The organism is Xaviernesmea oryzae, from assembly GCF_900109605.1.
Classification (GTDB): domain Bacteria; phylum Pseudomonadota; class Alphaproteobacteria; order Rhizobiales; family Rhizobiaceae; genus Xaviernesmea; species Xaviernesmea oryzae.
The window spans coordinates 58,975-81,129 of the sequence record NZ_FOAM01000020.1 but is presented as its reverse complement, the minus strand read 5'-3'; the positions used below and the strand labels follow the sequence as shown (position 1 = coordinate 81,129).

Below are 22,155 nucleotides of genomic sequence, written 5' to 3'. Positions count from 1 at the left end.
TCAGCCCTTGATCGCCGCGACGATCTTCTTGGCGGCGTCGTCGAGATCGTCGGCAGCCGTGATCGCCAGACCCGATTCGTTCAGAATCTTCTTGCCGAGTTCGACATTGGTGCCTTCCAGGCGCACGACGAGCGGAACCTTGAGGCCCACTTCCTGAACAGCGGCGACAACGCCTTCAGCGATGACGTCGCACTTCATGATGCCGCCGAAGATGTTGACGAGGATGCCCTCGACCTTCGGGTCGGCCGTGATGATCTTGAAGGCGGCCGCGACCTTCTCCTTGCCGGCACCGCCGCCGACGTCGCAGAAGTTTGCCGGTTCCTTGCCGTACAGCTTGATGATGTCCATCGTCGCCATGGCGAGACCGGCGCCATTGACCATGCAGCCGATGTTGCCGTCGAGGGCGACATAGGCGAGGTCCCACTTGGAGGCTTCGATTTCCTTGGCGTCTTCCTCGGTCTCGTCGCGCAGCGCCTTGACATCGTCATGGCGGAACAGCGCGTTGCCGTCGAAGGACATCTTGGCGTCGAGCACACGCAGATGGCCGTCCTGCATGACGATCAGCGGGTTCACTTCGAGAAGAGCCATGTCCTTCTCGTTGAAGGCCTTGTAGAGCGCCGGGAAGAGCGACTTGGCATCTTCGACGGCTGCGCCTTCGAGCGCAAGAGCCGAAGCGATCTTGGAAACGTCATCCGCCGTCACACCGGCTTCCGGGTCGATGGCGATGGTGTGGATCTTCTCAGGCGTGTCGTGGGCGACGGCCTCGATGTCCATGCCGCCTTCGGTGGAGACCACAAAGGCCACCTTGCCGACCGAACGATCGACCAGGAGCGAGCAATAGAGTTCGCGGGCAATGTCGGCGCCGTCTTCGATGTAGAGGCGGTTGACCTGCTTGCCGGCTTCGCCCGTCTGGGCCGTCACCAGCGTATTGCCGAGCATGTCCTTGGCATGGGCCACGACTTCGTCGATCGACTTCGCCAGGCGAACGCCGCCCTTGGCGTCGGGGCCGAGTTCCTTGAACTTGCCCTTGCCGCGACCGCCGGCATGGATCTGGCTCTTGACCACATAGAGCGGACCGGGAAGCTGCTTGGCAGCCGCTTCCGCTTCCTCGGCCTTGAGAATGGCCACGCCCTGCGCGACCGGTGCGCCATACCCCTTCAGGAGAGCCTTGGCCTGGTATTCATGGATGTTCATGGAAAGTGTCCTGTTTGGGCTTGACCGTTCGCCGCTCGAAACTGCCGACCGGGCCGATGAAAAGCGGCGTGAAAGGCGAAGCGGGCGGGCCTCTTAAAGCCCGCCCGCGCCGGTCCGTTACTTCAGCGCGGGCGCGATGGCGACGCAGGCTTCGCAGAGGCCGGCAACGGCGCCGACAGACTTCTGGAAGGCCTCTTCCTCGCTCTTGTTCAGGTCGATTTCGATGATGCGCTCGACGCCGCCGGCGCCGATGATGGTGGGCACGCCGACATACATGTCGTTCACGCCGTACTGGCCGGACAGATGCGCCGCGCAAGGCAGGACGCGCTTCTTGTCCTTCAGGTAGGATTCAGCCATCTCGATGGCAGAGGCGGCCGGGGCGTAATAGGCCGAGCCGGTCTTCAGCAGGCCGACGATCTCGGCGCCACCGTCACGGGTGCGCTGGATGATCTGCTCCAGGCGCTCTTCGGTAACCCACCCCATCTTGACGAGGTCGGTCAGCGGAATGCCGCCAATGGTCGAGTAGCGGGCGAGCGGCACCATGGTGTCGCCATGGCCGCCGAGGACGAAAGCGGTGACGTCTTGGACCGAAACGTTGAATTCCTGGCTGAGGAACAGGCGGAAGCGGGCCGAGTCGAGCACGCCGGCCATGCCGACGACCTTGTTCTTCGGCAGGCCGGAGAACTTCTGCAGCGCCCAGACCATGGCGTCGAGCGGATTGGTGATGCAGATCACGAAGGCGTCAGGTGCGTATTTCTTGATGCCGGCGCCAACCTGCTCCATGACCTTGAGGTTGATGCCGAGCAGGTCGTCGCGGCTCATGCCGGGCTTGCGGGCGACACCGGCGGTGACGATGCAGACATCGGCGCCTTCGATGGCGGAATAGTCGCTTGCGCCCGTCAGATTGGCGTTGAAGCCTTCGACAGGCGAGGACTGGGCGATGTCGAGACCTTTGCCCTGCGGAATCCCGTCGGCAATGTCGAACAGGACGATATCGCCCAGTTCCTTCAGCCCGGCGAGATGCGCGAGCGTGCCGCCGATCATACCGGAACCGATGAGTGCAATCTTGTTGCGGGCCATGAAGTGCTTCCTTTGCGATCCAAACGTGCAAGGTCCCCCCTTTGCGACATCCGATCGCCGAGAACCCCGAAACCTCACGGCGCAAGGAGGTAACCCGCAAACTCTAAAAGATCAATGAATAGTTTTGATGTTAGCAATTTCAAACGGTTAGATCGAAAAATTCTTACGTAAACGTAAGAATTTCAGTCGTCATTCCGTCACGATTTGGTGGTGTTGGCGATGTGCTTCGCGATATTCGCTGCTCTGCATCTCGGTGAGGCGGGAGATGGTGCGGTCGAATTCGAAGCCTTCCGTGCCGCGTCGTTCCAGCAGCAAGGCGTCCGGCGCACTTTCGGCCGTGGCGATGATCAGCCCGCCTTTGTCATAGACCGTGTCGACCAGCAAAATCAGGCGCTTGACCTCGTTGCGTCGGTCGGCGGACAGCCGTGGCACGCCTTCGACGAACAGCGTGTCATACTGCGCGAGCAAGGCCAGATAATCGGTAGCGCCGAGAGGGCGCTGGCACAGATCGGCAAAGCCGAATCGCGCGGCTCGGCCGGCGGCCAACGGCACGGTGATTTCCCGCCCCTTCATCGGTACGGTCGCGGGCGCCGGCGCATGCCCAGCCGTAAATTGCAGCCAGGCCTCCTCGAAGGCCTTGCGCGACGTTTCGTTCAAGGGCGCGTTCCAGACGCGAATGCCTTCGGTTTTTTCCATCCGATAATCCGTCTCGCTATCGAGACAGACTACATCGGCATGCTGTTTCAGGAGGCCGATGAAGGGCAGGAACAGGCCGCGATTGAGGCCGTCGCGATAGAGATCGTCGGGCGCGACATTTGACGTGGCGACCAGCACACAGCCACGTGCGAAAAGCTCGGTAAACAGCCGGGACAAGATCATCGCATCCGCAATATCGGTTACGGTGAACTCATCGAAGCAGAGCAGACGCGATTCGCCGTAAATCTCGGCGGCGACAGGCGGCATTGGATCGACTTCGCGCGTTTCCCCGGCCTTCAGCCTCTGTCGGTGGCGGAAGATCCGCTCCTGCACGTCGGCCATGAAGGCATGAAAATGCGCCCGACGCTTGCGCTCGATCGGCACGGTCTCGAAGAACAGATCCATCAGCATGGTCTTGCCGCGCCCGACGCCGCCATAGATATACAGCCCGCGAAGCGGCGGCTGGGCTTGGCGGCGGGCGGCAAAGAGCCAGCCGAGGGCATTGGTCTTGCGCTGGGCTCGGCTGGTCGTCAGCTCGGCCGCGACACGATCGAGCCGCGCTGCGATCGCCATCTGCCGCTCATCGCGCTGAAGGCGGTCCTCCGCCACGAGCGCTTCGAGACGGCGGGTGATGCTGTTTCCGGGATTGGGCAAGGCAGGCTTCCGGTTCGATGCCGCGGCGTGATCGCGGGAAGGGCGGCACGCAGGCCTCGATGCAGTCCACGAACATGCTGGCGGGTCTGCCGGGCTTTCGGTCTTTCCAAGCTTCTACCAGGCTTTTGGAAATTTTGTGTTCTCGCTCTGCGCGGGAACGAGCGGCGCGTAGTTGCCATCATGGCCTGTTGCCGGTGCGCGCCGCTACACGACGCTTTCCGCCGCGCTCCAGGCTCCTGCACCGCGCATACGCTCGTTGGCTCAAGGTAGTGTTGCCTGACCATGAGCGGCCAGTCGCCGCCCATGAGCTGATTCGCCGCCGATGATCGTGGCGGACCGCTCGCAAGCGGCTTTAGCGGCTGAGGCTGACCGATTGACCTGAGGTGGTCGAGCCGTCGAACCGCGCATCGGCGCTCTTGTAGAGGCGCGCGATCGGGTCGCCGCTCCGGCTCTTCAGGATGACCTGCTTGCCGGCAACTTCCCAGGAGCCCATCTGCGTCAGCTCGCCGGCGCAGCCGCGCGTGCCGCCGCGCGAACCGGAGCCGAGATTGGTCAGCGTCAGAAACATGTCGCAGGAACTGCCCGAGGACGTAACGCGCCAGTTGCCGACCATCGATTCCTTGGTGACATCGAGCGAGGCAGCAGGGGGCGCCGCGTCGGGGACGGGGTTTGGATTGGCAGCGGCGGTATTGACGGGCGCTGCGGGGAATTGCGACGACGCGCCCGGCGCGCCGGGCGGCGGCAGCTGCGTGGCCGAAACGCTGGGAACCGGCTGCGCCTGAAGCGGCGCGGGACCCGAGGGGGCGCCACCGTAATCGGACATGGATGTTCTCTGGCAGCCCGCCATGGCCAGCATTGCCATCAGTCCAGCCGCAAGGGGAAGGGTCCGCATCTTTGACTCCCGATTGATGTCGCGTCGCATTCGTTCAGTCCAGATAGTGGATAGCCGAAGGTTAATCGAGCCTTAACCGGGGAATGGGGCAAGGTTTGGCCGCTGCTGTTGCACCCTGGCGACGCTCAGGACAAGAAATGACGGCACGTGCGTCCATCAACGGCCGTTTCGTGACCAGATAGAGCCGTCATCCGCAACAGTGTGACGCCTGACCGTCCTTCGGTTCCGATTCGCAAGTGGCGTCTGTTTCCGTCGAGTGGCTTAGCCGCCAGCAAGTTTTCCACTTGATCGCGACGCCGTTCGTCATCGCAGAGAACGGTACGATGCTGCCGGGATGCTGGTTCGATGGTCGCGGAGCGGCATTCCAGCGGGCCCGTTTGGCACGCGGCCCTCTCGGGCCGCGTTTCGCTCTGAACGGGTTCGGCTCTAGACCCGGCGTTCCACCATCATCTTCTTGATTTCGGCAATGGCCTTGGCCGGATTGAGGCCCTTGGGACAGGTCTGTGCGCAGTTCATGATCGTGTGGCAGCGATAGAGCCGGAACGGATCTTCCAGATCATCCAGCCGCTCGCCCTTGGCCTCGTCTCTGGAGTCGATCAGCCAGCGATAGGCCTGGAGGAGGACGGCCGGACCGAGATAGCGGTCGCCATTCCACCAGTAGCTTGGGCAGGAGGTCGAGCAGCAGGCGCAGAGAATGCACTCATAGAGGCCGTCGAGCTTCAGCCGGTCCTCGTGGCTCTGCTGCCATTCCTTGGCCGGCGTCGGCGAAACGGTCTTCAGCCAAGGTTCGATGGAGCGGTGCTGGGCGTAGAAATTGGTCAGGTCCGGCACGAGGTCCTTGACCACGGGCATGTGCGGCAGTGGGTAGATTTTGATCGTGCCCTTCACCTCGTCCATGCCCTTGGTGCAGGCAAGGGTGTTGGTGCCGTCGATGTTCATCGCGCAGGAACCGCAAATGCCCTCGCGACAGCTCCGCCGCAGGGTCAGCGTCGGATCGACATTGTTCTTGATGTAGAGCAGTGCGTCGAGAACCATCGGGCCGCAATCGTCGACATCGACATAGAAGGTGTCGATCGACGGGTTGCGGCCATCGTCAGGACTCCAGCGATAGACGCGGACTTCGCGGACATTCTTCGCCCCAGCCGGCTTCGGCCAGGTCTTGCCCTCGGTCATCTGCGAGTTCTTGGGAAGTGCGAGTTCAACCATTAGCGCGCCATCCCTTTTGCCATCAGCGCCAGTTCAATTGCTGGTGTTAGATCGTTGTTGTCTTCGATTCGAAGCATTCGAATATCCGTTACCGATGGCGCGAACCACTCATATTCGAGGGTCAGGCGCTGGACTGCTATCTGACACTTGACGCTATCGATCGTCGCATCGCCGAAATAGACGCTGCCTTGTTGGCGATCGAATCCATGGCTGCGAAGAAACTTCGCAATATCGTTGTAGGCATTCTGCCAAGACGTACTGTGATAGCTCTTTTTCAGGGTGTCGGTGTCCGAGTCAAATGTAATGGCATACATTGAACGCGACATCCTCCTGTTGTGTCCTATCATATTCACGGCGATATCCTTTCACCGGTGAATTTTCGACTCGTCCGTCAGTACACGCGCGCCTTCGGTTCGATCTTCTTCGGGTCGATGCCCTCGGCGATCAGCTCCGTATGCACCGGACGATAGTCCAGCGTCACGTCGCCGGCTTCGTTGAGCCAGGCCAGCGTGTGCTTGCGCCAGTTGACGTCGTCGCGTCCGGCAAACGGACCGTCCGTATAGTCTTCGCGCGCATGCGAGCCACGGCTCTCCTTGCGCGCTTCCGCGCCGTAGACCGTCGTGATGGCATTGGCCATCAGATTGTGCAGCTCCAGCGTTTCCACAAGGTCGGAGTTCCAGATCATCGACCGGTCGACGACCTTGACATCAGGCAGTTCCTTCCAGATGGCCGAGAGGCGCTGGCAGCCGGATTCAAGCGACTCCTGGGTGCGGAAGACGGCGGCGTCTTCCTGCATAGCGCGTTGCATCTTCTCGCGCAGCACGGCGGTCGGCGTCGAGCCCTTGGCGTGGCGCAGCCCGTCGAAGCGGGTCATGATCTGGTCGCAGGCAGCCTTGTCGAGGCTGGGGATCGCCTCGTTGCGGTCGATCACCTGGCCCGCCCGAATAGCGGCGGCGCGGCCAAAGACCACGAGGTCGATCAGCGAGTTGGACCCGAGCCGGTTGGCGCCATGGACCGAGGCGCAGCCGGCTTCGCCGACAGCCATCAGGCCGGGCGCCAGGCGCTCGGGGTTCTCGGAATTGGCGTTCAGCACCTCGCCCCAGAAATTGGTGGGGATGCCGCCCATGTTGTAGTGCACCGTCGGCAGAACCGGGATCGGCTCGCGCGTCACGTCCACGCCGGCGAAGATTCGCGCCGATTCGGAGATGCCGGGTAGGCGCTCATGCAGCACCGCCGGGTCCAGATGGTCGAGATGCAGGAAGATGTGGTCCTTGTTCTTGCCGACGCCACGGCCCTCGCGGATCTCCAGCGTCATGCAGCGCGAGACGACGTCGCGCGAGGCCAGGTCCTTGGCCGAAGGCGCGTAACGCTCCATGAAGCGCTCGCCCTCGGAATTGACGAGATAGCCGCCTTCGCCGCGCGCGCCCTCGGTGATCAGACAGCCGGCGCCGTAGATGCCGGTGGGGTGGAACTGCACGAATTCCATGTCCTGCAGCGGCAGGCCGGCGCGCGCGACCATGCCGCCGCCATCGCCCGTGCAGGTGTGCGCCGAAGTCGCCGAGAAATAGGCGCGGCCATAGCCGCCGGTCGCCAGAACGACCATCTTGGCCGAGAACCGATGAATGGTGCCGTCATCCAGGCACCAGGCGATAACGCCGGTGCAGCGCCCGTCTTCCGACATGATCAGGTCGAGCGCGAAATATTCGATGAAGAACTGGGCATTGTTGCGCAGCGACTGGCCGTAGAGCGTGTGCAGAATGGCGTGGCCGGTGCGGTCGGCTGCCGCGCAGGTGCGCTGCACTGGGGGGCCTTCGCCGTAGTTCTGCATATGGCCGCCGAAGGGGCGCTGATAGATCTTGCCTTCCTCGTTGCGCGAGAAGGGCACGCCGTAATGCTCCAGCTCATAGACCGCCTTGGGCGCTTCCATGGCGAGGTACTGCATGGCGTCGACATCGCCGAGCCAGTCGGAGCCCTTGACGGTGTCATAGAGATGCCACTGCCAGCTATCCGGTGTCATGTTTTGCAGCGAAGCGGCGATGCCGCCCTGTGCCGCGACCGTATGCGAGCGGGTGGGGAAGACCTTGGTGATGCAGGCGGTGCGCAGACCCTGCTCGGCCATGCCGAGCGTGGCGCGCAGGCCCGCGCCGCCTGCACCGACGACAACGACGTCATAGGCGTGGTCGACATAGCGATAGGCCGGGCTGGCGCCGGCGGAAGACGATACGGAAGCCATGTTCGAATTATCCCGCGAAAGCGATCTTCAGCGCGGCGAAAAGACAGAGTCCGCCGATGAAGAGCGAAAAGAAGGCATTGAGCAGCAGAAGCGCGACCTTGAGGCCTTCCGAGTGGATGTAGTCCTGAATGATCTCTTCCATGCCCAACTGCATGTGGACGATGGTGGCAACGATCGTCAGAGCCGTGATCACGCAGACGAAGGGATTGGCCAAGGAAGCCACGACCACCTCGTAGGGTGCCCCTGCATGGGAGATCAGGAAGACGATGTAGAACAGGATCAGCGGCACGAGCACGACGGCCGTCGTGCGAACGCGCCAGAAATGTTCGGTGCCTGACTTGGCCGAGCCGAGGCCGCGGACCTTGGCGAGAGGAGTGCGCATATCCATGTCGATTGTCCTTGGAACGGTCTCAGCGCACGATGAAGATCGCGATCCAGACAAGGATCGTGAGCGTGATCGAACTGATGAAGCTCAGGCGTGCGAGCTTGTTGGCGAAGTGCTTTTCAAAGCCGTAGCCGAGATCCCAGGCAATGTGGCGCAGGCCGCCGAGCAGGTGATGGATCATGGCCCAGGTGTAGCCGAAGAGCACGATCTGGCCGATGATCGAGCCGTAGATCCCGTTGACCCAGTCAAAGGTCTCCTTGCCGGAGGCGGCGGCCACCAGCCAGGCGGCGACCAAGATCGTTCCGAAATAAAGCGCGCCGCCGGTGATGCGATGGATGATCGACATCGCCATGGTCGGCTCGAATTTGTAGATCTGCAGGTGCGGCGAAAGCGGCCGGCCGTTTGTGACGTTCGTCATCGGGACCTCACGGGGAAGCGCCGAGCCAGCCGCCCCCGTCCCCGGGGACGAAGACGATGCAAAGGGACGACGGTCCGGCGGGCACCAAATGTGCACAACTTGCTCAAGCGCGAGCTTTAATCGTCCCGCGCCGCATCGACAAGCCCGTTTGCGGCGCATCGTGAATTTAATCGATTAGCCGAAGAGGATATTTTCGCAAGATAAAGACCCGATAAACCGGCTTGTTAATCCTATGGTAAGGAATTTCTTTCTGCCGCGTGACATTTGGTCTGGAAGCGCCAATTTTCGATGCATGTGTTTTGCGTCTATGCGGAGGTTTTCATGGTGCGTCTTACCCGTTTCAGCCTCATCGTCGCAGTCTTCGCCGCTCTTCCCGTGACAGCAGCTCATGCCTTCGACCGGACTGAAGCCGGACCGTCCGCCATTCGTGGCGGTCCCAGCGAATGGCTTCGCGACGGACGACGTCATCATGCCATTCGGCATGGCGACGCACCACGACACAGCAGTGTGACGGTCGAGCGGAGATTGCGGCCCGGCTGGCGCGACCGGAACTGGCGCCAGCCATATTGGCGCCACGACCGCGACGGCCTTGGCGGCTCCTATGCCGGTCTGAATGTCTGGCATGAGCGCGGAAACGGCATGTTCGTGCAGGGCGGTGCGGTTTATGACGTGCTAGGGCCAGAGGTCGGGCCATTGCCACAGGCGCGGATCATTCGTGTGACGCCATACACACATGCCTGCTCCATGGAGGCCGGTGTCTGCGTCATTCGCGGACGATGAAAACCGCCGGTCATATGAGCCGGATCCCCCGCGCGTCGTTCATGAGCCGGCAAAGCGCCATACGGTGGTTCGTTTGACCTCGCTATCCTCCAGGGCGCGGGTCACCGGAACATCGTAGACCGCCAGCTTCGCCAGACGCGCACGTGGGCAGTAGGCTCGGCCGGGATCGCCGACCAGCACCGTCACACCCTGTTCCGTCAGCTGTGCGAACCACGGCACCAGCCGTTCGGCGAAGCTTTGATCGTAGAAAACATCGCCGGCCAGCAGGATATTTGCCTCCACATCGAGGCCGATCACGTCCTCGCGGCGAAAACGAACCGATACGCCGTTGAGCGCGGCATTAAGCCGCACGGCCGCTTCGGCCCAGGGATCGATATCGCAGGCGGCCACGCTGGCCGCCCCGGCACGTGCGGCCGCAATCGCCACTAAGCCGGAGCCGGTGGCGAAATCCAGGACGCGCTTGCCGGCGACGAGCGCGGGATGATCGAGCAGGTGCCGGGCAAGGCCTTGCCCGCCGGCCCAGGCAAAGGCCCAAAAGGGCGGCGGCAGGCCGATCTCTTCCAATTCTTCCTCTGTCTTCAACCAGAGATCATGCGCTTCGTCCGCCAGGTGCAGCCGAATTTCGGGCACATGCGGAGGGGGCAAGATCCCGGTATTGTCGAGGATGAAGCGTTGGGGATCGGTTTTCATGGTCCGCCTTTGGCTGGCATGCGCTTCATGGTGCGCGCGGCGGCGGCTCCAGCCCGCCCATGCGGCAGACCTCGTCCCATTCGTCCTCGGTCACCGGCTGAACGGAAAGCCGCATGGAGGTGACCAGCGCCATGTTGGCGAGTGCCGGATTGGCCTTGATTGCCTTCAGGCTCACCGGCTTGGGCATGTCACAGACGGCGCGAATATCGACGCAGTCCCAGCGTGCATCTCCCTCGGCGGTGGAATCGGGATGGGTCAGCGCGCAGACCTCGGTGATGCCGACGATCTCCAAGCCCTCGTTCGAATGGTAGAAAAAGCCTTTATCGCCCAGCTTCATCGCCCGCATGTGGTTGCGGGCGAGATAGTTGCGCACGCCGGTCCATTCGGTGCCGGCCTCGCCGGCCTCCTTCTGCATGGACCACGACCATTTGAAGGGCTCGGACTTGTAGAGCCAATAGGCCATGTCAGGCTCCCGGCTTGTTGAAGACCCAGTTGAACGGCTTGATCTCGACCGAGGCGAAAAGGCCGGCCTTGGCGTAAGGATCGCCCTCGGCGAGCACGCGTGCGGCCTCTGCATCAGCGGCTTCGACGATGACCAGGCTGCCGATCGGCGAGCCCTCCGGCGACAGGAAGGGACCAGCCATTTTAAGAGTGCCCTTGGCGTTCAGCCCGTCGAGATAGGCGACATGTTCCGGGCGCGTATCCATCCGCAATTGCAGCGCGTCCGGCTTGTCGGTGCAGAGAAAGGCAAAAAGCATCGGTCAGTCCTTTCAAGAGGGATCGAGAGTGGAAGGGGAAAGCTGTTATTCCTGGGTGATCGGTCGGCTCATCAGGGCTTCGACGGCGGCGTGGACACTGACGCGCCCGTCGATGACGGCGGCAATGGCCTTGGTGATGGGCATGTCGATGCCACGCGCTTCGGCATCCCGCGCTGCAATGGCTGCGGCCAGCGCGCCTTCCACCAGTTCGCCCGACGCTGTGTTCCGCGCCGCGCCGCCGCGGCCGAGCGCGATGCCATAGCGTAGATTGCGCGACTGGTGGCTCGTTCCCGTCAGCACGAGATCGCCGAGGCCAGACAGGCCGCGTACCGTGTCGGCCGTGCCGCCCCGCGCCGTCACCAGCCGCGACATTTCCGCAAGGCCGCGCGAAATCATCGCTGCCCTGGCCGATTCGCCGAGTCCCGCGCCCTCGATCAGGCCGCAGGCAATCGCCAGCACGTTTTTCAAGGCGCCGCCGAGCTGGACGCCGATCCGGTCTTCGGCGGCATAGAGACGGAAGCTCGGTCCACTCAACCGAATAGCGATCCGATGGGCCTGATCCATGTCGGCGGCGGCGAGCGTCATGGCCGTGGGCAGACCACGCGCGATGTCGGCAGCAAAACCAGGGCCGGAAAGGACGGCGATATCCTGGCGTCCGAGCGTCTCACCTACCACGTCTGTCAGCAGCCGGCCGCTTTCGCGTTCCAACCCCTTGGCGCAGACGACCACATCCGCGCTGCGTCCGATCGAGGGCAGCACGGCGCGGGCCACCTCGCTTTGGGCCTGGGAGGGAACGGCGAGGAGCACCGTGCCGGCATGTTCGATATCGGCGGGATCTGCCGTCATCACCAGGCCTTCAGGCAGGGAAATGCCTGGCAGCGCCTCGTCATTGCGGCCGGTTGCCTTGAAGTCCTCGACCAGGCTTTCGCGCCGGGCAAGCAACAGTACCCTGCGCGAAGCAAGACCGCCGGCCTGCAGGGCAACCGTGGCAAGCGCCGTTCCGAAGGCCCCTGCGCCGATCACGGCCACGCAATGAACGTCGAGAAGGCGGTCGCTCGGGCTCTCCATACGCATCTCCTGTTCATAGCGGGCATGGCGCGAGGCGGTTGCGCCAAGAAAGGATGGAATCGAACCACTATGCCTTTGCGCCCCGTTTGCCATAGCCGATGACGGCCTCGGCCTGGGCATCCAGCGGCCAGCGCGAGCGCGGTGACACGCTGAGCGGATCGGCGGCGAGATCGAGCGCCAGCCGCTCGGCCCCGGCCCAGGCGATCATCGCCGCATTGTCGGTGCACAGCTTGATCGGCGGGGCGACGAAGCGCACGCCGTGCTCGGCGCAGAGCGCCTGCAGCATCTGCCGGATCGCGCTGTTGGCGGCAACGCCTCCGGCCACCACCAAGGCCGCCTCCGGCAGATCAGCCGCAAGCTGCCGGTAGCGGCCAAGCCCCCTGCCGATGCGATCCTTGAGCGTGCGGGTGATCGCCTTCTGGAAGGAGGCACAGATATCGGCCACATCCTGATCGCTGACAGGCGCAATCGCCTGTGCTGCCTGGCGCACGGCCGTCTTCAGCCCGGAGAAGGAAAAGTCGAGCCGCGCCTCGCCCACCAGCGGGCGGGGAAAGCTGAAGCGGTCCGGATCGCCGTGCCGGGCGGCGGACTCGACGGCCGGGCCGCCGGGATAGGGCAGGCCGAGCAGTTTGGCGGTCTTGTCGAAGGCTTCGCCCAGCGCATCGTCGATGGTCGTGCCCCAGCGCTCGTAATCGCCCACGCCCTTGACCAGGACCAGCTGCGTATGTCCGCCGGAGACGAGCAGCATCAGATAGGGGAAGGCGAGGCGGTCGGTGAGCCGCGCCGTCAGCGCGTGGCCTTCCAGATGATTGATGGCATAGAGCGGCTTGCCGGCCGCGCGCGCAATCGCCTTGCCGGTCATCAGGCCCACCAGCAGGCCGCCGATCAGGCCGGGGCCGGCCGTGGCCGCCACCGCATCGACGACGTCAAGGCGTGTGCCTGCCTCGGCAAGCGCCGCCTTGATCAGGCCGTCCAATGCCTCGACATGGGCGCGCGCCGCGATCTCCGGCACCACGCCGCCATAGGCGCTGTGTTCGGCGATCTGGCTGAGAACCACATCGCTGAGGATGCGGCCCACGCCATCCGGTCCGCGCGCGACGACGGAGGCTGCCGTCTCGTCGCAGCTCGTCTCAATGCCGAGAACCAGGCTTTCACCCTCTCGGCGTTGATGAGGCAATGTATTCGCGGCGGCGGCAGTCATGGCGGGCGCGGTCCAGGCGGCGGCTTTCCTCAATCATGAGGCGCCGGATCGGGGGCGGAAAGGTTGCGGGTGCGGGCAAAGCCCGGTACATCGGCTTCCGGTAACAACGGATCGCATGGGATGCAAACGAAACCTTTCCGCATCGGCACGCGCGGCAGCCCGCTGGCGCTGGCCCAGGCCTTCGAGACCCGCGACCGGCTGATGGCCGCCCATGGGCTCGGCGACGAGATGTTCGAGATCGTCGTGATGTCGACCGCCGGCGACCGCATCACCGACCGGGCGCTGGCCGAGATCGGCGGCAAGGGGCTCTTCACCCAGGAGCTCGAAGACAAGCTTCTTTCCGGTGAGCTCGATTTTGCCGTGCATTCATCGAAGGATATGCCGACGCGCCTGCCGGAGGGTTTGTTCCTCTCGGCCTATCTGCCGCGCGAGGATGCCCGTGACGCCTTCATCGGCCGGGCAGGCCCGCGCCTCCTGGAACTGCCGGAGGGCTCGGTGATCGGCTCGGCCTCTCTGCGCCGCCAGGCGCTGATCCGCCGGCTGCGGCCGGACCTGCAGGTGATCGTCTATCGCGGGGCCGTGGAAACCCGTCTGCGCAAGTTGGATGAAGGCCAGGTGGATGGCACGCTGCTGGCGCTCGCCGGCCTCAAGCGCATCGGCCGCACCGATGTCGTGACAGAGATTCTCGACCCGCAGGAGTTTCCGCCGGCCCCGGCACAAGGCGCGATCTGCATCGAAAGCCGCAAGGACGATCTGCGCGTCGCTGCGCTGGTCGAGGCAATCAACGATATCCCCACCTTCGAGGCAGTGACCTGCGAACGCGCTTTCCTGTCCGCGCTCGACGGCTCCTGCCGCACGCCGATTGCCGGCTTTGCGCAAACGGATGGTCAGACGATCCGGTTTTCCGGCATGATTCTGACGCCTGACGGCACCTGGCATCATCGTGTCGAGCGCGAAGGGCCGGCCTCCGATCCGGAAGCGATCGGCCGCGCGGCGGGCGATGCCGTCAGGGCCGCCGCGGGACCGGAATTCTTTACGAGCTGGAGCTGACCAGGTGCGGGTGCTCGTCACCCGACCGGCACGGTCAGCCGCGCTGACGGCATCGCGGCTTCGCGCGAGCGGCCATCAGCCGATTCTTCTGCCGTTGACCGAGGCGTGGCATGAGCACGATGCCATCGCCGCAGCACTGCGCCTTCCCTTCGCAGCTCTGGCCCTCACCAGTGCCGAGGCCGTCGCCGCCCTGGCCAGCGTGCCGGAAGGGCCGGCGCTGGCCGCCGGGCATCCGGTCTATTGTGTTGGCGCGGCAACGGCGCGTGCAGCGGACGCGCTAGGCCTGGCTCCGCTGGTAATCGGCCCCGGCGATGGGCGAGGGCTTGCCGAAGCGGTGATCGGCGACTGGAATCGCGCTCATGATGCGCCGCGTCCACCTTCCACCCGATATCTGCCGGGAAAGACACCATCCGGCATCGCGACAGGCAATGACCCGCTTGCGCCGCCGCTGCTCTATCTCGCGGGAAAGCCTCGCGCACCGGATTTCGAGGCGGGGCTTAACCAGGCCGGCATTCCGGTCCGACCGGTGGAGGCCTATCGCATGGCGCCAAGGCCGATCGACATGAACGATCTGTCCGCTGCGCTTGTGGAAGGAGCGCCGGAGGCAGCGCTTTTTTATTCGCGCGAGGCCGTTCTTCGGCTGGCGGATGTGATGGCGCAAGGGAATCTCCGCCTGTCCTTCGGCCGCGTGCTCTGCCTCGGTGCGCGCGTCGCCCAGGCGGTGCCGGTGGAATGGGGGAGGGTGGCCGTGGCGGACAGTCCCGACGAGGACAGTCTGCTGGCCCTGCTAGATGGGACCTGAAAGACGGGAAAGGCCCTAGGAAAAGGCATGGCTGAGCGCAATCCTGCGAGGGCTCCGTCATCAAATCGCGGTAAAGGTCTTTCCCTATCGCAGGCAGGTCTCTACCTTCTGCAAGTGGACCATTATGAAGGCAGTGGACGGTCGTTTTCGCCGACCCGCTGCCGGTTTCCGAAATCCTTGCCCCCGCATGCGCGACGGGCCAGGGCGGCCAGGATCGATCCTGGGCTGCCCCTGTCCGGCGCATCCCAGACGAGAGACGACCATGGAACCCGAAAAGCCGCCGCGTCGCCAGACGTCCCCGACGACCATCGACCTGACGGCCGAAAGGGTTGCGTCAGAGCCTTCCACCGGGCCGGATGCCACGCCGGCGGCTGGCGCGGGGGCGCCAGAGCCCTCTACGCCTTTGGCGGCATCGTCCATCGATGCCGATGCGCCGGCAAGCACGTCAAACGACAAGGCCGAGACTGCGGCCGGCGTTTCCGGGTCAGCGGGGACCGGCGCCGAGGCTGTCGGCACCAAGCCATCGGACATGGCGAAAGCCGCATCGGCCTCCGCCGTCAAGCCGGGAGAAAAACCCGCAGCGGGCTCGCTGACCGGCAAGCCGGATGCGGATAAGCCGGGCGAAGACAAGCCTTCCGCCGGCCCATCGCTTTCCGGCAAGCCGGCTGCCGACCGGCCGGGAACCGACAAATCCGCCTGGAATGCATCGACGGGAAAATCCGCGTCCGCCGCGTCCACATCCTCAAGCTCGACGACGGGCGCAGGGGCGGCCTCGGGTCCTGCCGCACGCGCGTCCTCGTCGAACCCGACGCAGCCGGTACGCTCCACTGCGCCGTCCGGCTCCGGGACCAAGGGGTTGGCAGCCGGCATCCTCGGCGGGCTGATCGTTCTCATCGGCGCCGGGGCGTTGCAATATGGCGGTGTCCTGCCGTCGCTTTCGCCCGACAGCCGCGAGGCCTCGGAGCAGGTCGCCGCGCTTCAAGACCAGCTCGGCCAGATCGCCCCTCGGCTTTCCGCAGTCGAACAGGCACAGCAGCGGCTTGGCGATCCAACCGCCGAGATCGCCACCTTGAAAAGCACAGTCGAAACACTTCAGTCGCAGCTGGGAAGCCTGCGCCAGTCCAGCGAGGCCCTGACAGGGCGGCTGGAGGAAACCGAACGTAAGGTCGAAGCGCCGGCCAGCGAGGTGCAGCTCGCCCGCGCCGTGGCAATCGCCGCCTTGAAGACGGCCATCGACCGTGGCGGTCCGTTTCAATCGGAACTCGACGCGGCCAAGGCCGTCGATCCCGACGAGGCCGCGCTCGATCAGCTGAAGGCCGACGCGAGCGGCGGCCTGCCCGCGCGGCGTGATCTGGTGCAGCGCTTCCCCGCCGTGGCGGATGCCATGCTCTCGGCCACGCGCACGCCTGGCGGCACCGGAGAGGGATTTTTGTCGCGGCTGATGGGCAGCGCCGGCTCACTGGTGCGCATGCGGCCCGTGGGCGAGCCGCAGGGTAATGAGCCCGCAGCCATTGTCGCGCGGATCGAAAACCGCCTGTCGACAGGCGATCTCCAGGGCGCACAGGCCGAATGGCAAGGCCTGCCCGATGCGGCCAAGCAGGCCGGCGCGGGCTTCAAGGAGGAACTCGACCGCCGTCTGCGCGTCGAAGAGACCATTGGCCGGCTGATGGCCGGCGCCACCGCAGCCAAGCAAGGGTAAGGCAAAGCGATCATGATCAAAATTCTGTTCTATGTCCTGATCGTGCTGGGTCTGGCCGCCGGCTTTTCCTGGCTGGCCGATCGCCCTGGCGATGTGACCCTCGTCTGGGAGGGCCAGCGCCTTGAGACCAGTCTCGTCGTGGCCGCCACAGCCTTGGTCGTGCTGGTGCTGGCGATCTTCCTGGTGATCTGGCTGGTGCGCGCGCTGATCAGCTCGCCCGGCGCGGCCAGCCGTTTCTGGCGGCGACGCAAGCGTGATCGCGGATACCACGCGCTGTCGACCGGCCTGGTTGCCGCCGGCTCGGGTGACGCCGTTCTCGCGCGCCAGATGGGCGCCAAGGCCCGTAGCCTGCTCGGTGCGAGACGCGAACCCCTGGTGCATCTCCTGGAGGCGCAGACCGCCCTTCTGGACGGCCGCCATGAGGATGCCCGCCGGGCCTTCGAGGTGATGTCCGAGCAGGAGGAAACCAAGGCGCTCGGCCTGCGCGGCCTCTATCTGGAAGCAAAGCGTCTGGGTGCCGACGAGGCGGCCCGCCAATATGCGGCCCGCGCCGCCGAGGGCGCGCCGCAGCTCGGCTGGGCCGTGCTGGCGACGCTGGACGAGCGTGCCCGCGCAGGCGACTGGGACGAGGCGCTTCGTCTTCTGGAGGTCAGCCGCCGGCACCGCGCCATCGACAAGCGCGACTTCCGCCACAAGCGCGCCACGCTGCTCACGGCCCGCGCCCGCGCCCGCATCGACAGCGACCCGCGCAGCGCCCGCGACGATGCGCTGGCTGCTCTCAAGCTTGATCCCAACCTCGTGCCGGCCGCCGTCGCCGCTGCTCAGGTCTTCTACCGCCAGGACAGTCCGCGCCGGGCTGCCAGCGTGCTTGAGCGCTCCTGGCGCCAGATGCCGCATCCGGATGTGGCGGAAACCTATCTGCGCGCACGTTCCGGCGACAGTGCGCTCGACCGTCTCAAGCGCGCGCGCAAGCTGGAAGCGATCCGCCCGACAAGCGCGGTTGCGCTGATGGCGGTGGCCAGGAGCGCGCTGGAGGCCCGTGACCTGACGCTGGCGCGGGAGAAGGCGGAGGCCGCCGCGCGCCTCGAGCCAACGGAATCCGTATTCCTGCTCTTGGCCGATATCGAGCAGGTGGATACCAGCGACGACGGCCGCATTCGCCACTGGATGTCGCAGGCGCTGAAGAGCCTGCCGGATCCTGTCTGGACGGCTGACGGCCTGACCTCGGAAGATTGGCTGCCGGTGCATCCCGTAACCGGTGCGCTTGGCGTGTTCGAATGGAAGCGGCCGGTGCGCTCTTTCGCAGGTCCTGTCGAAGACGGCAAAGCGCTGGGCGAGGAAGCGATCCGCTCGCTGCCGCCGGTCGCCCCCGCCGTTCGGCCGGCCAAGACGCCCTATGCCGCGCCGACGCCGAGCGAGCTGCGCGGCACGACGGCTCCGGCCACGGCCGCGGATACCGCCGACAAACCCGCCGCGCCGATCGAGGCTGCCCGGCCGGAGCCGCGCCAGGCAGACAAGACGGTGCCCGGTGCGACGGAACCGGCTGCCGGCGCGCGGCCGGTGGAACCTGCACCGAAGCCCGTTGCCGCCATGCCCGTGCCGAGCGAATCGGTGATCGTGCCGGAGCCGGTGCCCGCTCCACAAGCGCCCAAGCCTGCGCAGGTGGCCAAACCCGCACCGGCACCAAAACCCGCTCCCATGCCGGCCCCACGACGCGAGGAGCCCATTGGCGGGCGCAATTCCGCACCGGTCGAGCCCTTTTTTGGCCGCCCGCCGGATGATCCTGGTGTTCGCGAGGAAAAGCCTCTTGAAAATGCATCCATGCGTCTGTTCTGATATCGCAACCGCGAGAGATGGTCCGCTTGGGCAGGCCCTCGCCTCGAGCGACCAGACAGGGGCATGAATGTTCGAACGCTTGCACAGCTTCATCGAAACTCTGACGGGTCCGGCAACGCCGGGCCCGCTTTTGTCGGAAGATTACCGCGTCGCCATCATCGCGCTATGCCTGCAGGTGATGGAGGCCGATGGCATTGTCAGCCAGGCCGAGCAGGAGACCATGCGCCGCAAGGTCATGGAAACCTTCGATCTCGATGCGACGACCTTCGAGGCCCTTTTGGCGGCCGGGACCGACGCCGAAAGCGTGGCGATCGATTATTTCCGCTTCACCTCCGAGATCAAACGCCATCTGAGCGAGGAGCAATGCGTCGACCTGATCGGCCTGCTCTGGGAAATCGTCTATGCCGATGGCAGCCGCAGCGAGATGGAAGATCACGTCATCTGGCGTATCGCCGACCTGCTCGGCGTTTCCGGTCGCGACCGCATCATGAAGCGGCAGGAAGTGGCTTCGCGCGCTCATGAGCCCGAAGCGGGCGCTGATGTGGATGGCTGAACGCAGCCTTTCCTGCGGCCATCACACGGGATCAGGCGCGAACGATATTCTGACGGCCTATGCGGCGCGGGTTTGCCTCTCGTCCGCCTGTGCGCCTCCTTTATAAGGGCGCTGGCCGGGAAGGTGAGAGACAATGCATGGATTGGCCCGGGAAAGCCGGTTGGACAAAAGACGCAGGCCCATCCTCACCGTGCTGCATCAGGAGCGTTCGAGCGCGGGCCGGGTCGGGCAGATCCTGGCTGCGCGTGGCTTTGCGCTGGATATTCGTCGCCCGGCTCTGGGCGATTCCTTGCCGCGCACGCTTGCCGAACATGCCGGCGCCATCGTCTTTGGCGGGCCGATGAGCGCTAATGATCAGGAGCCCTTCATCCGCGAGGAAATCGATTTCATTGGTGTGCCGCTCAGAGAGAACAAGCCGTTTCTCGGCATCTGCCTTGGCGCGCAGATGCTGGTGCGCCAGCTTGGCGGGCTGGTCGCACCTCATCCGCATGGGTTGACCGAAATCGGCTGGTATCCGCTGGAGGCGACCGAGCGTGGCCGGCAGATCCTGCCGGACTGGCCCGCCATGGTGTACCACTTCCATCAGGAAGGCTTCGATCTGCCGATAGGCGCGGAGCGGCTGGCAACGGCCAGCGCCTATCCGAACCAGGCTTTCCGCTATGGGGAGAACGCCTGGGGCATTCAGTTTCATGGCGAGCTGACACGGGCGATGATGCATCGCTGGGTGGTGCATGGCGCTGACCGCTTCAGCCTGCCCGGCGCGCAGTTCGGTGCGCAGCATCTGGAGGGCCGTTTCGATTACGATGCGCCGCTGCGCCGCTTCATGCAGGATTTCCTGCGGCTGATCTTCGAGCGCGAGATGCGCCACGGCGCAGATCGAGAGCGCGCGGTCTGATCCGGAGATCGCGTTATCGGGGCTGGCGGCATCGCCAATCCCTCTGCAACAGCGATCAGCGCGCCTTGTCCTGATGGCTCTCCGGCACATCCAGCGTCTGGATCTGGCGCAGCTTGGGAAAGCCAAGCGCCCAGAGGATCGAGACCGCAAGCGTACCGACCCCGCCGATGACCACGGCATGCACCGCCCCGAAGGCCGAGGCCATCATGCCCGCGCGAAATTCGCCGAGCTCGTTCGAGGCGCCGACAAAGACCATGTTGACGGCATTGACCCGCCCGCGCAGCTCATCGGGTGTCCACAGCATGATCAGCGTCTCGCGGACATAGACGGACACCATGTCCGAGGCGCCGATCAGAACCAGCGCGGCAATCGACAGCCACGGCGTGGTCGACAGGCCGAAGATCACGGTGCCGACGCCGAAGAGCGCTACGCCGACGAACATCAAAAGCCCGGCATGGCTGCGGATCGGGTGGGCGGCGAGAAACAGTGCCATGGAAACGGCCCCTACACCGGGCGCGGCGCGCAGCATGCCGAGCCCCCATGGCCCCAGTGCCAGGATGTCACGGGCAAAGACCGGCATCAGCGCCACGGCGCCGCCCAGCAGCACCGCGAAGAGATCGAGCGAGATCGCTCCGAGTACCACCTTCTCGCTCATGATGTAGCGAAAACCGGCGGTGATCGTCTGCCAGTTCTGCGCTTTGCCAGCCGTGCGCTGAGCCGGCTTGGGAATGACGAAGACCATGATTGCCGAGGCCAGGAAGAAAAGAACGGCAACCAGATAGGGGACGGCCGGTCCCAGCGCATAGAGCAGACCGCCGGCAACGGGACCGACGATCATTGCGGTCTGCCAGGAGGAGGAGTTCCATGCAATTGCGCTCGGCAGGTCTTCCGGCGGCACCAGGTTCGGCGCCAGCGAATTGGCGGCTGGGCCGAGAAAGGCGCGCTCGATGCCGAAGACCAGGAGAACGGCATAAACTGGCAAGGGTGTAAACAGGCCGGTCAGCGTCAAGGCGAGCAGCGCGCCGGCGCAGATCATGCTCACCACCATGCACAGCCCCATGATGACGCGCCGGTTGAAGCGATCCGCCACGCTGCCGGTCACCAGGATCAAGGCGAGAGAGGGAAGAAACTGGACGAGGCCGATCAGGCCGAGATCGAAAGGATCCTTCGTCAGATCATAGATCTGCCAGCCGACGGCGACGCTGACGATCTGCACCGCGAAATAGGCCAGGAAGCGGGCAAAGAAATAGCGCCTGTAGCCGACATGCTGGAAGGCTGCGAAGCGATTGCCTGATACGGCCTGTGACATGAATGCCTCTTCCCTGAAGCCAGTGTTCCAGAATCTCGGCCTGTCATCGCCTCGGATGCCTCGACGGCCGAATCCGCCGGGCGGCGGCCGGCTTGCTATCGATCCCTGCGCTTTCAATCGCGCTGTTGCGAATTCGTCAATCGTGAAGCGCAAAGCACGGCCTTGCCAAGGGTGCGCAGGCTTGCCCGCTTCGTCGTCAATGTCTACATGTCTGTCAACTCAATCGGCGGGCCATCCTGCAAGCGGGCCCACGCGAAATCTGGCCTCTGGCGGACGCCATCATTTGGAGAAGCGTATGATCGCTGTCATTCAGACCGTCTTGTTCCTGCTCAACATCATCTGGTTCTTCGTCATTGCCTCGGCGATCTTCTCCTGGCTCTATGCCTTCAACGTGATCAACACCAACAACCAGGCGATCAACATGATCGGCCGTTCGCTCTATCAGCTGACCGAGCCGCTCTACCGTCCCATTCGACGTATCCTGCCCGATATGGGCGGCGTCGATCTTTCGCCGCTGGTCGTGCTGGTGATCCTCTATTTCCTCGAACTGTTCATCAAGACGACGGTCGCGCCTGCGCTACTCGGCGCATCGATGTATTGACGCTCCCGCGCAGCGGCGGGCTTTACCCAGGGACTGCGCGACGGCAGACGCCTGTGTCGCCCTGCCGGCGACTGGGCCCTATTCAGGCCTCACCATAGACCTCACATGCAAACGCCGCCCTCATCAGGCGGCGTTTTTATGGTCTGTTGCCCCCG

The 22,155-nt window shown here is 64.5% G+C and carries 23 protein-coding genes; 8 read left to right on the top strand and 15 right to left on the bottom strand.

Features of this window, described 5'->3' with window-relative positions:
• The 9 genes from sucC to sdhC all read right to left on the bottom strand — a co-directional run bounded on the left by sucC (position 1) and on the right by sdhC (position 8,758).
• Positions 1–1,194 carry an ADP-forming succinate--CoA ligase subunit beta gene (sucC, locus tag BMX61_RS20750; protein ID WP_075628099.1) on the bottom strand — a complete coding sequence of 398 codons (1,194 nt, stop codon included), beginning with the start codon at positions 1,192–1,194 and terminating at the stop codon, positions 1–3.
• Positions 1,195–1,311: 117 nt separating this feature from the next.
• The gene (gene mdh / locus BMX61_RS20745) at positions 1,312–2,274 is read right to left on the bottom strand and encodes a malate dehydrogenase (RefSeq protein WP_075628100.1); all 963 of its coding nucleotides are present in this window, start codon (positions 2,272–2,274) and stop codon (positions 1,312–1,314) included.
• 189 nt (positions 2,275–2,463) lie between these two features.
• A complete protein-coding gene (gene zapE / locus BMX61_RS20740; RefSeq protein ID WP_075628101.1) occupies positions 2,464–3,624 on the bottom strand; it encodes a cell division protein ZapE in 1,161 nt (386 codons plus the stop codon).
• 352 nt (positions 3,625–3,976) lie between these two features.
• Positions 3,977–4,516: a protease inhibitor Inh/omp19 family protein gene (locus BMX61_RS20735; RefSeq protein ID WP_075628165.1), complete on the bottom strand. Its 540-nt coding sequence runs from the start codon at positions 4,514–4,516 to the stop codon at positions 3,977–3,979.
• Positions 4,517–4,942: 426 nt separating this feature from the next.
• On the bottom strand, positions 4,943–5,722 hold the full coding sequence (locus tag BMX61_RS20730; protein WP_075628102.1) for a succinate dehydrogenase iron-sulfur subunit: 780 nt from the start codon (positions 5,720–5,722) through the stop codon (positions 4,943–4,945).
• Positions 5,722–6,036: a virulence factor gene (locus BMX61_RS20725; RefSeq protein WP_075628166.1), complete on the bottom strand. Its 315-nt coding sequence runs from the start codon at positions 6,034–6,036 to the stop codon at positions 5,722–5,724. Before BMX61_RS20725 ends, BMX61_RS20730 begins: the two co-directional genes overlap by 1 nt.
• A 77-nt stretch (positions 6,037–6,113) precedes the next feature.
• Positions 6,114–7,955 carry a succinate dehydrogenase flavoprotein subunit gene (sdhA, locus tag BMX61_RS20720; RefSeq protein WP_075628103.1) on the bottom strand — a complete coding sequence of 614 codons (1,842 nt, stop codon included), beginning with the start codon at positions 7,953–7,955 and terminating at the stop codon, positions 6,114–6,116.
• Positions 7,956–7,962: 7 nt separating this feature from the next.
• The gene (sdhD, locus tag BMX61_RS20715) at positions 7,963–8,343 is read right to left on the bottom strand and encodes a succinate dehydrogenase, hydrophobic membrane anchor protein (protein WP_075628104.1); all 381 of its coding nucleotides are present in this window, start codon (positions 8,341–8,343) and stop codon (positions 7,963–7,965) included.
• A gap of 22 nt (positions 8,344–8,365) precedes the next feature.
• Positions 8,366–8,758, bottom strand: coding sequence for a succinate dehydrogenase, cytochrome b556 subunit (sdhC, locus tag BMX61_RS20710; protein ID WP_075628105.1), 393 nt, complete (start codon positions 8,756–8,758; stop codon positions 8,366–8,368).
• 321 nt (positions 8,759–9,079) lie between these two features.
• On the opposite strand from sdhC, the gene BMX61_RS20705 reads away from it, so the two are divergent.
• A complete protein-coding gene (locus BMX61_RS20705; protein WP_139198975.1) occupies positions 9,080–9,538 on the top strand; it encodes a hypothetical protein in 459 nt (152 codons plus the stop codon).
• A 39-nt stretch (positions 9,539–9,577) separates the two neighbouring features.
• Here BMX61_RS20705 and BMX61_RS20700 read toward each other — a convergent pair whose 3' ends face one another.
• The 5 genes from BMX61_RS20700 to tsaD all read right to left on the bottom strand — a co-directional run bounded on the left by BMX61_RS20700 (position 9,578) and on the right by tsaD (position 13,255).
• Positions 9,578–10,228 (bottom strand): class I SAM-dependent methyltransferase, encoded by a 651-nt coding sequence (locus BMX61_RS20700; RefSeq protein WP_075628107.1) that lies wholly within the window; start codon positions 10,226–10,228, stop codon positions 9,578–9,580.
• A 25-nt stretch (positions 10,229–10,253) separates the two neighbouring features.
• Complete coding sequence (locus BMX61_RS20695) at positions 10,254–10,691, bottom strand: EVE domain-containing protein (RefSeq protein ID WP_075628108.1); 438 nt, start codon at positions 10,689–10,691, stop codon at positions 10,254–10,256.
• Position 10,692: 1 nt separating this feature from the next.
• A complete protein-coding gene (locus BMX61_RS20690; RefSeq protein ID WP_075628109.1) occupies positions 10,693–10,986 on the bottom strand; it encodes a YciI-like protein in 294 nt (97 codons plus the stop codon).
• Between the two features lie 45 nt (positions 10,987–11,031).
• Complete coding sequence (locus BMX61_RS20685; protein ID WP_234794771.1) at positions 11,032–12,054, bottom strand: NAD(P)H-dependent glycerol-3-phosphate dehydrogenase; 1,023 nt, start codon at positions 12,052–12,054, stop codon at positions 11,032–11,034.
• A 67-nt stretch (positions 12,055–12,121) separates the two neighbouring features.
• On the bottom strand, positions 12,122–13,255 hold the full coding sequence (tsaD, locus tag BMX61_RS20680; protein ID WP_075628111.1) for a tRNA (adenosine(37)-N6)-threonylcarbamoyltransferase complex transferase subunit TsaD: 1,134 nt from the start codon (positions 13,253–13,255) through the stop codon (positions 12,122–12,124).
• A gap of 120 nt (positions 13,256–13,375) precedes the next feature.
• Here tsaD and hemC point away from each other — a divergent pair, with 120 nt between their 5' ends.
• The 6 genes from hemC (at position 13,376) to BMX61_RS20650 (ending at position 20,090) form a co-directional block, all read left to right on the top strand.
• Positions 13,376–14,305, top strand: coding sequence for a hydroxymethylbilane synthase (hemC, locus tag BMX61_RS20675; RefSeq protein ID WP_075628112.1), 930 nt, complete (start codon positions 13,376–13,378; stop codon positions 14,303–14,305).
• A 4-nt stretch (positions 14,306–14,309) separates the two neighbouring features.
• On the top strand, positions 14,310–15,107 hold the full coding sequence (locus tag BMX61_RS20670; protein WP_075628113.1) for a uroporphyrinogen-III synthase: 798 nt from the start codon (positions 14,310–14,312) through the stop codon (positions 15,105–15,107).
• A 262-nt stretch (positions 15,108–15,369) separates the two neighbouring features.
• Positions 15,370–16,806, top strand: coding sequence for a COG4223 family protein (locus tag BMX61_RS20665; protein WP_075628114.1), 1,437 nt, complete (start codon positions 15,370–15,372; stop codon positions 16,804–16,806).
• Between the two features lie 12 nt (positions 16,807–16,818).
• Positions 16,819–18,642: a heme biosynthesis protein HemY gene (locus BMX61_RS20660; protein ID WP_075628115.1), complete on the top strand. Its 1,824-nt coding sequence runs from the start codon at positions 16,819–16,821 to the stop codon at positions 18,640–18,642.
• A 67-nt stretch (positions 18,643–18,709) separates the two neighbouring features.
• Positions 18,710–19,195, top strand: coding sequence for a tellurite resistance TerB family protein (locus BMX61_RS20655; RefSeq protein ID WP_075628116.1), 486 nt, complete (start codon positions 18,710–18,712; stop codon positions 19,193–19,195).
• A gap of 160 nt (positions 19,196–19,355) precedes the next feature.
• Positions 19,356–20,090 (top strand): glutamine amidotransferase, encoded by a 735-nt coding sequence (locus BMX61_RS20650; protein WP_407703807.1) that lies wholly within the window; start codon positions 19,356–19,358, stop codon positions 20,088–20,090.
• Positions 20,091–20,145: 55 nt separating this feature from the next.
• Here the strand turns inward: BMX61_RS20650 and BMX61_RS20645 are convergent, their stop codons facing one another.
• Positions 20,146–21,399 carry an MFS transporter gene (locus tag BMX61_RS20645; protein WP_075628118.1) on the bottom strand — a complete coding sequence of 418 codons (1,254 nt, stop codon included), beginning with the start codon at positions 21,397–21,399 and terminating at the stop codon, positions 20,146–20,148.
• A 295-nt stretch (positions 21,400–21,694) separates the two neighbouring features.
• Here BMX61_RS20645 and BMX61_RS20640 point away from each other — a divergent pair, with 295 nt between their 5' ends.
• A complete protein-coding gene (locus tag BMX61_RS20640) occupies positions 21,695–22,000 on the top strand; it encodes a YggT family protein (RefSeq protein WP_075628119.1) in 306 nt (101 codons plus the stop codon).
• The last annotated feature ends 155 nt before the right edge of the window (positions 22,001–22,155 follow it).

Coding starts and splice junctions, on each gene's coding strand:
- sucC (WP_075628099.1), bottom strand. CDS start 1,194: ATGAACATCCATGAATACCAGGCCAAGGCTCTCCTGAAGGGGTATGGC.
- mdh (WP_075628100.1), bottom strand. CDS start 2,274: ATGGCCCGCAACAAGATTGCACTCATCGGTTCCGGTATGATCGGCGGC.
- BMX61_RS20735 (WP_075628165.1), bottom strand. CDS start 4,516: ATGCGGACCCTTCCCCTTGCGGCTGGACTGATGGCAATGCTGGCCATG.
- BMX61_RS20730 (WP_075628102.1), bottom strand. CDS start 5,722: ATGGTTGAACTCGCACTTCCCAAGAACTCGCAGATGACCGAGGGCAAG.
- BMX61_RS20725 (WP_075628166.1), bottom strand. CDS start 6,036: ATGTATGCCATTACATTTGACTCGGACACCGACACCCTGAAAAAGAGC.
- sdhA (WP_075628103.1), bottom strand. CDS start 7,955: ATGGCTTCCGTATCGTCTTCCGCCGGCGCCAGCCCGGCCTATCGCTAT.
- sdhD (WP_075628104.1), bottom strand. CDS start 8,343: ATGGATATGCGCACTCCTCTCGCCAAGGTCCGCGGCCTCGGCTCGGCC.
- sdhC (WP_075628105.1), bottom strand. CDS start 8,758: ATGACGAACGTCACAAACGGCCGGCCGCTTTCGCCGCACCTGCAGATC.
- BMX61_RS20705 (WP_139198975.1), top strand. CDS start 9,080: ATGGTGCGTCTTACCCGTTTCAGCCTCATCGTCGCAGTCTTCGCCGCT.
- BMX61_RS20700 (WP_075628107.1), bottom strand. CDS start 10,228: ATGAAAACCGATCCCCAACGCTTCATCCTCGACAATACCGGGATCTTG.
- BMX61_RS20695 (WP_075628108.1), bottom strand. CDS start 10,691: ATGGCCTATTGGCTCTACAAGTCCGAGCCCTTCAAATGGTCGTGGTCC.
- BMX61_RS20690 (WP_075628109.1), bottom strand. CDS start 10,986: ATGCTTTTTGCCTTTCTCTGCACCGACAAGCCGGACGCGCTGCAATTG.
- BMX61_RS20685 (WP_234794771.1), bottom strand. CDS start 12,054: ATGGAGAGCCCGAGCGACCGCCTTCTCGACGTTCATTGCGTGGCCGTG.
- tsaD (WP_075628111.1), bottom strand. CDS start 13,255: ATGACTGCCGCCGCCGCGAATACATTGCCTCATCAACGCCGAGAGGGT.
- hemC (WP_075628112.1), top strand. CDS start 13,376: ATGCAAACGAAACCTTTCCGCATCGGCACGCGCGGCAGCCCGCTGGCG.
- BMX61_RS20665 (WP_075628114.1), top strand. CDS start 15,370: ATGGAACCCGAAAAGCCGCCGCGTCGCCAGACGTCCCCGACGACCATC.
- BMX61_RS20660 (WP_075628115.1), top strand. CDS start 16,819: ATGATCAAAATTCTGTTCTATGTCCTGATCGTGCTGGGTCTGGCCGCC.
- BMX61_RS20655 (WP_075628116.1), top strand. CDS start 18,710: ATGTTCGAACGCTTGCACAGCTTCATCGAAACTCTGACGGGTCCGGCA.
- BMX61_RS20645 (WP_075628118.1), bottom strand. CDS start 21,399: ATGTCACAGGCCGTATCAGGCAATCGCTTCGCAGCCTTCCAGCATGTC.
- BMX61_RS20640 (WP_075628119.1), top strand. CDS start 21,695: ATGATCGCTGTCATTCAGACCGTCTTGTTCCTGCTCAACATCATCTGG.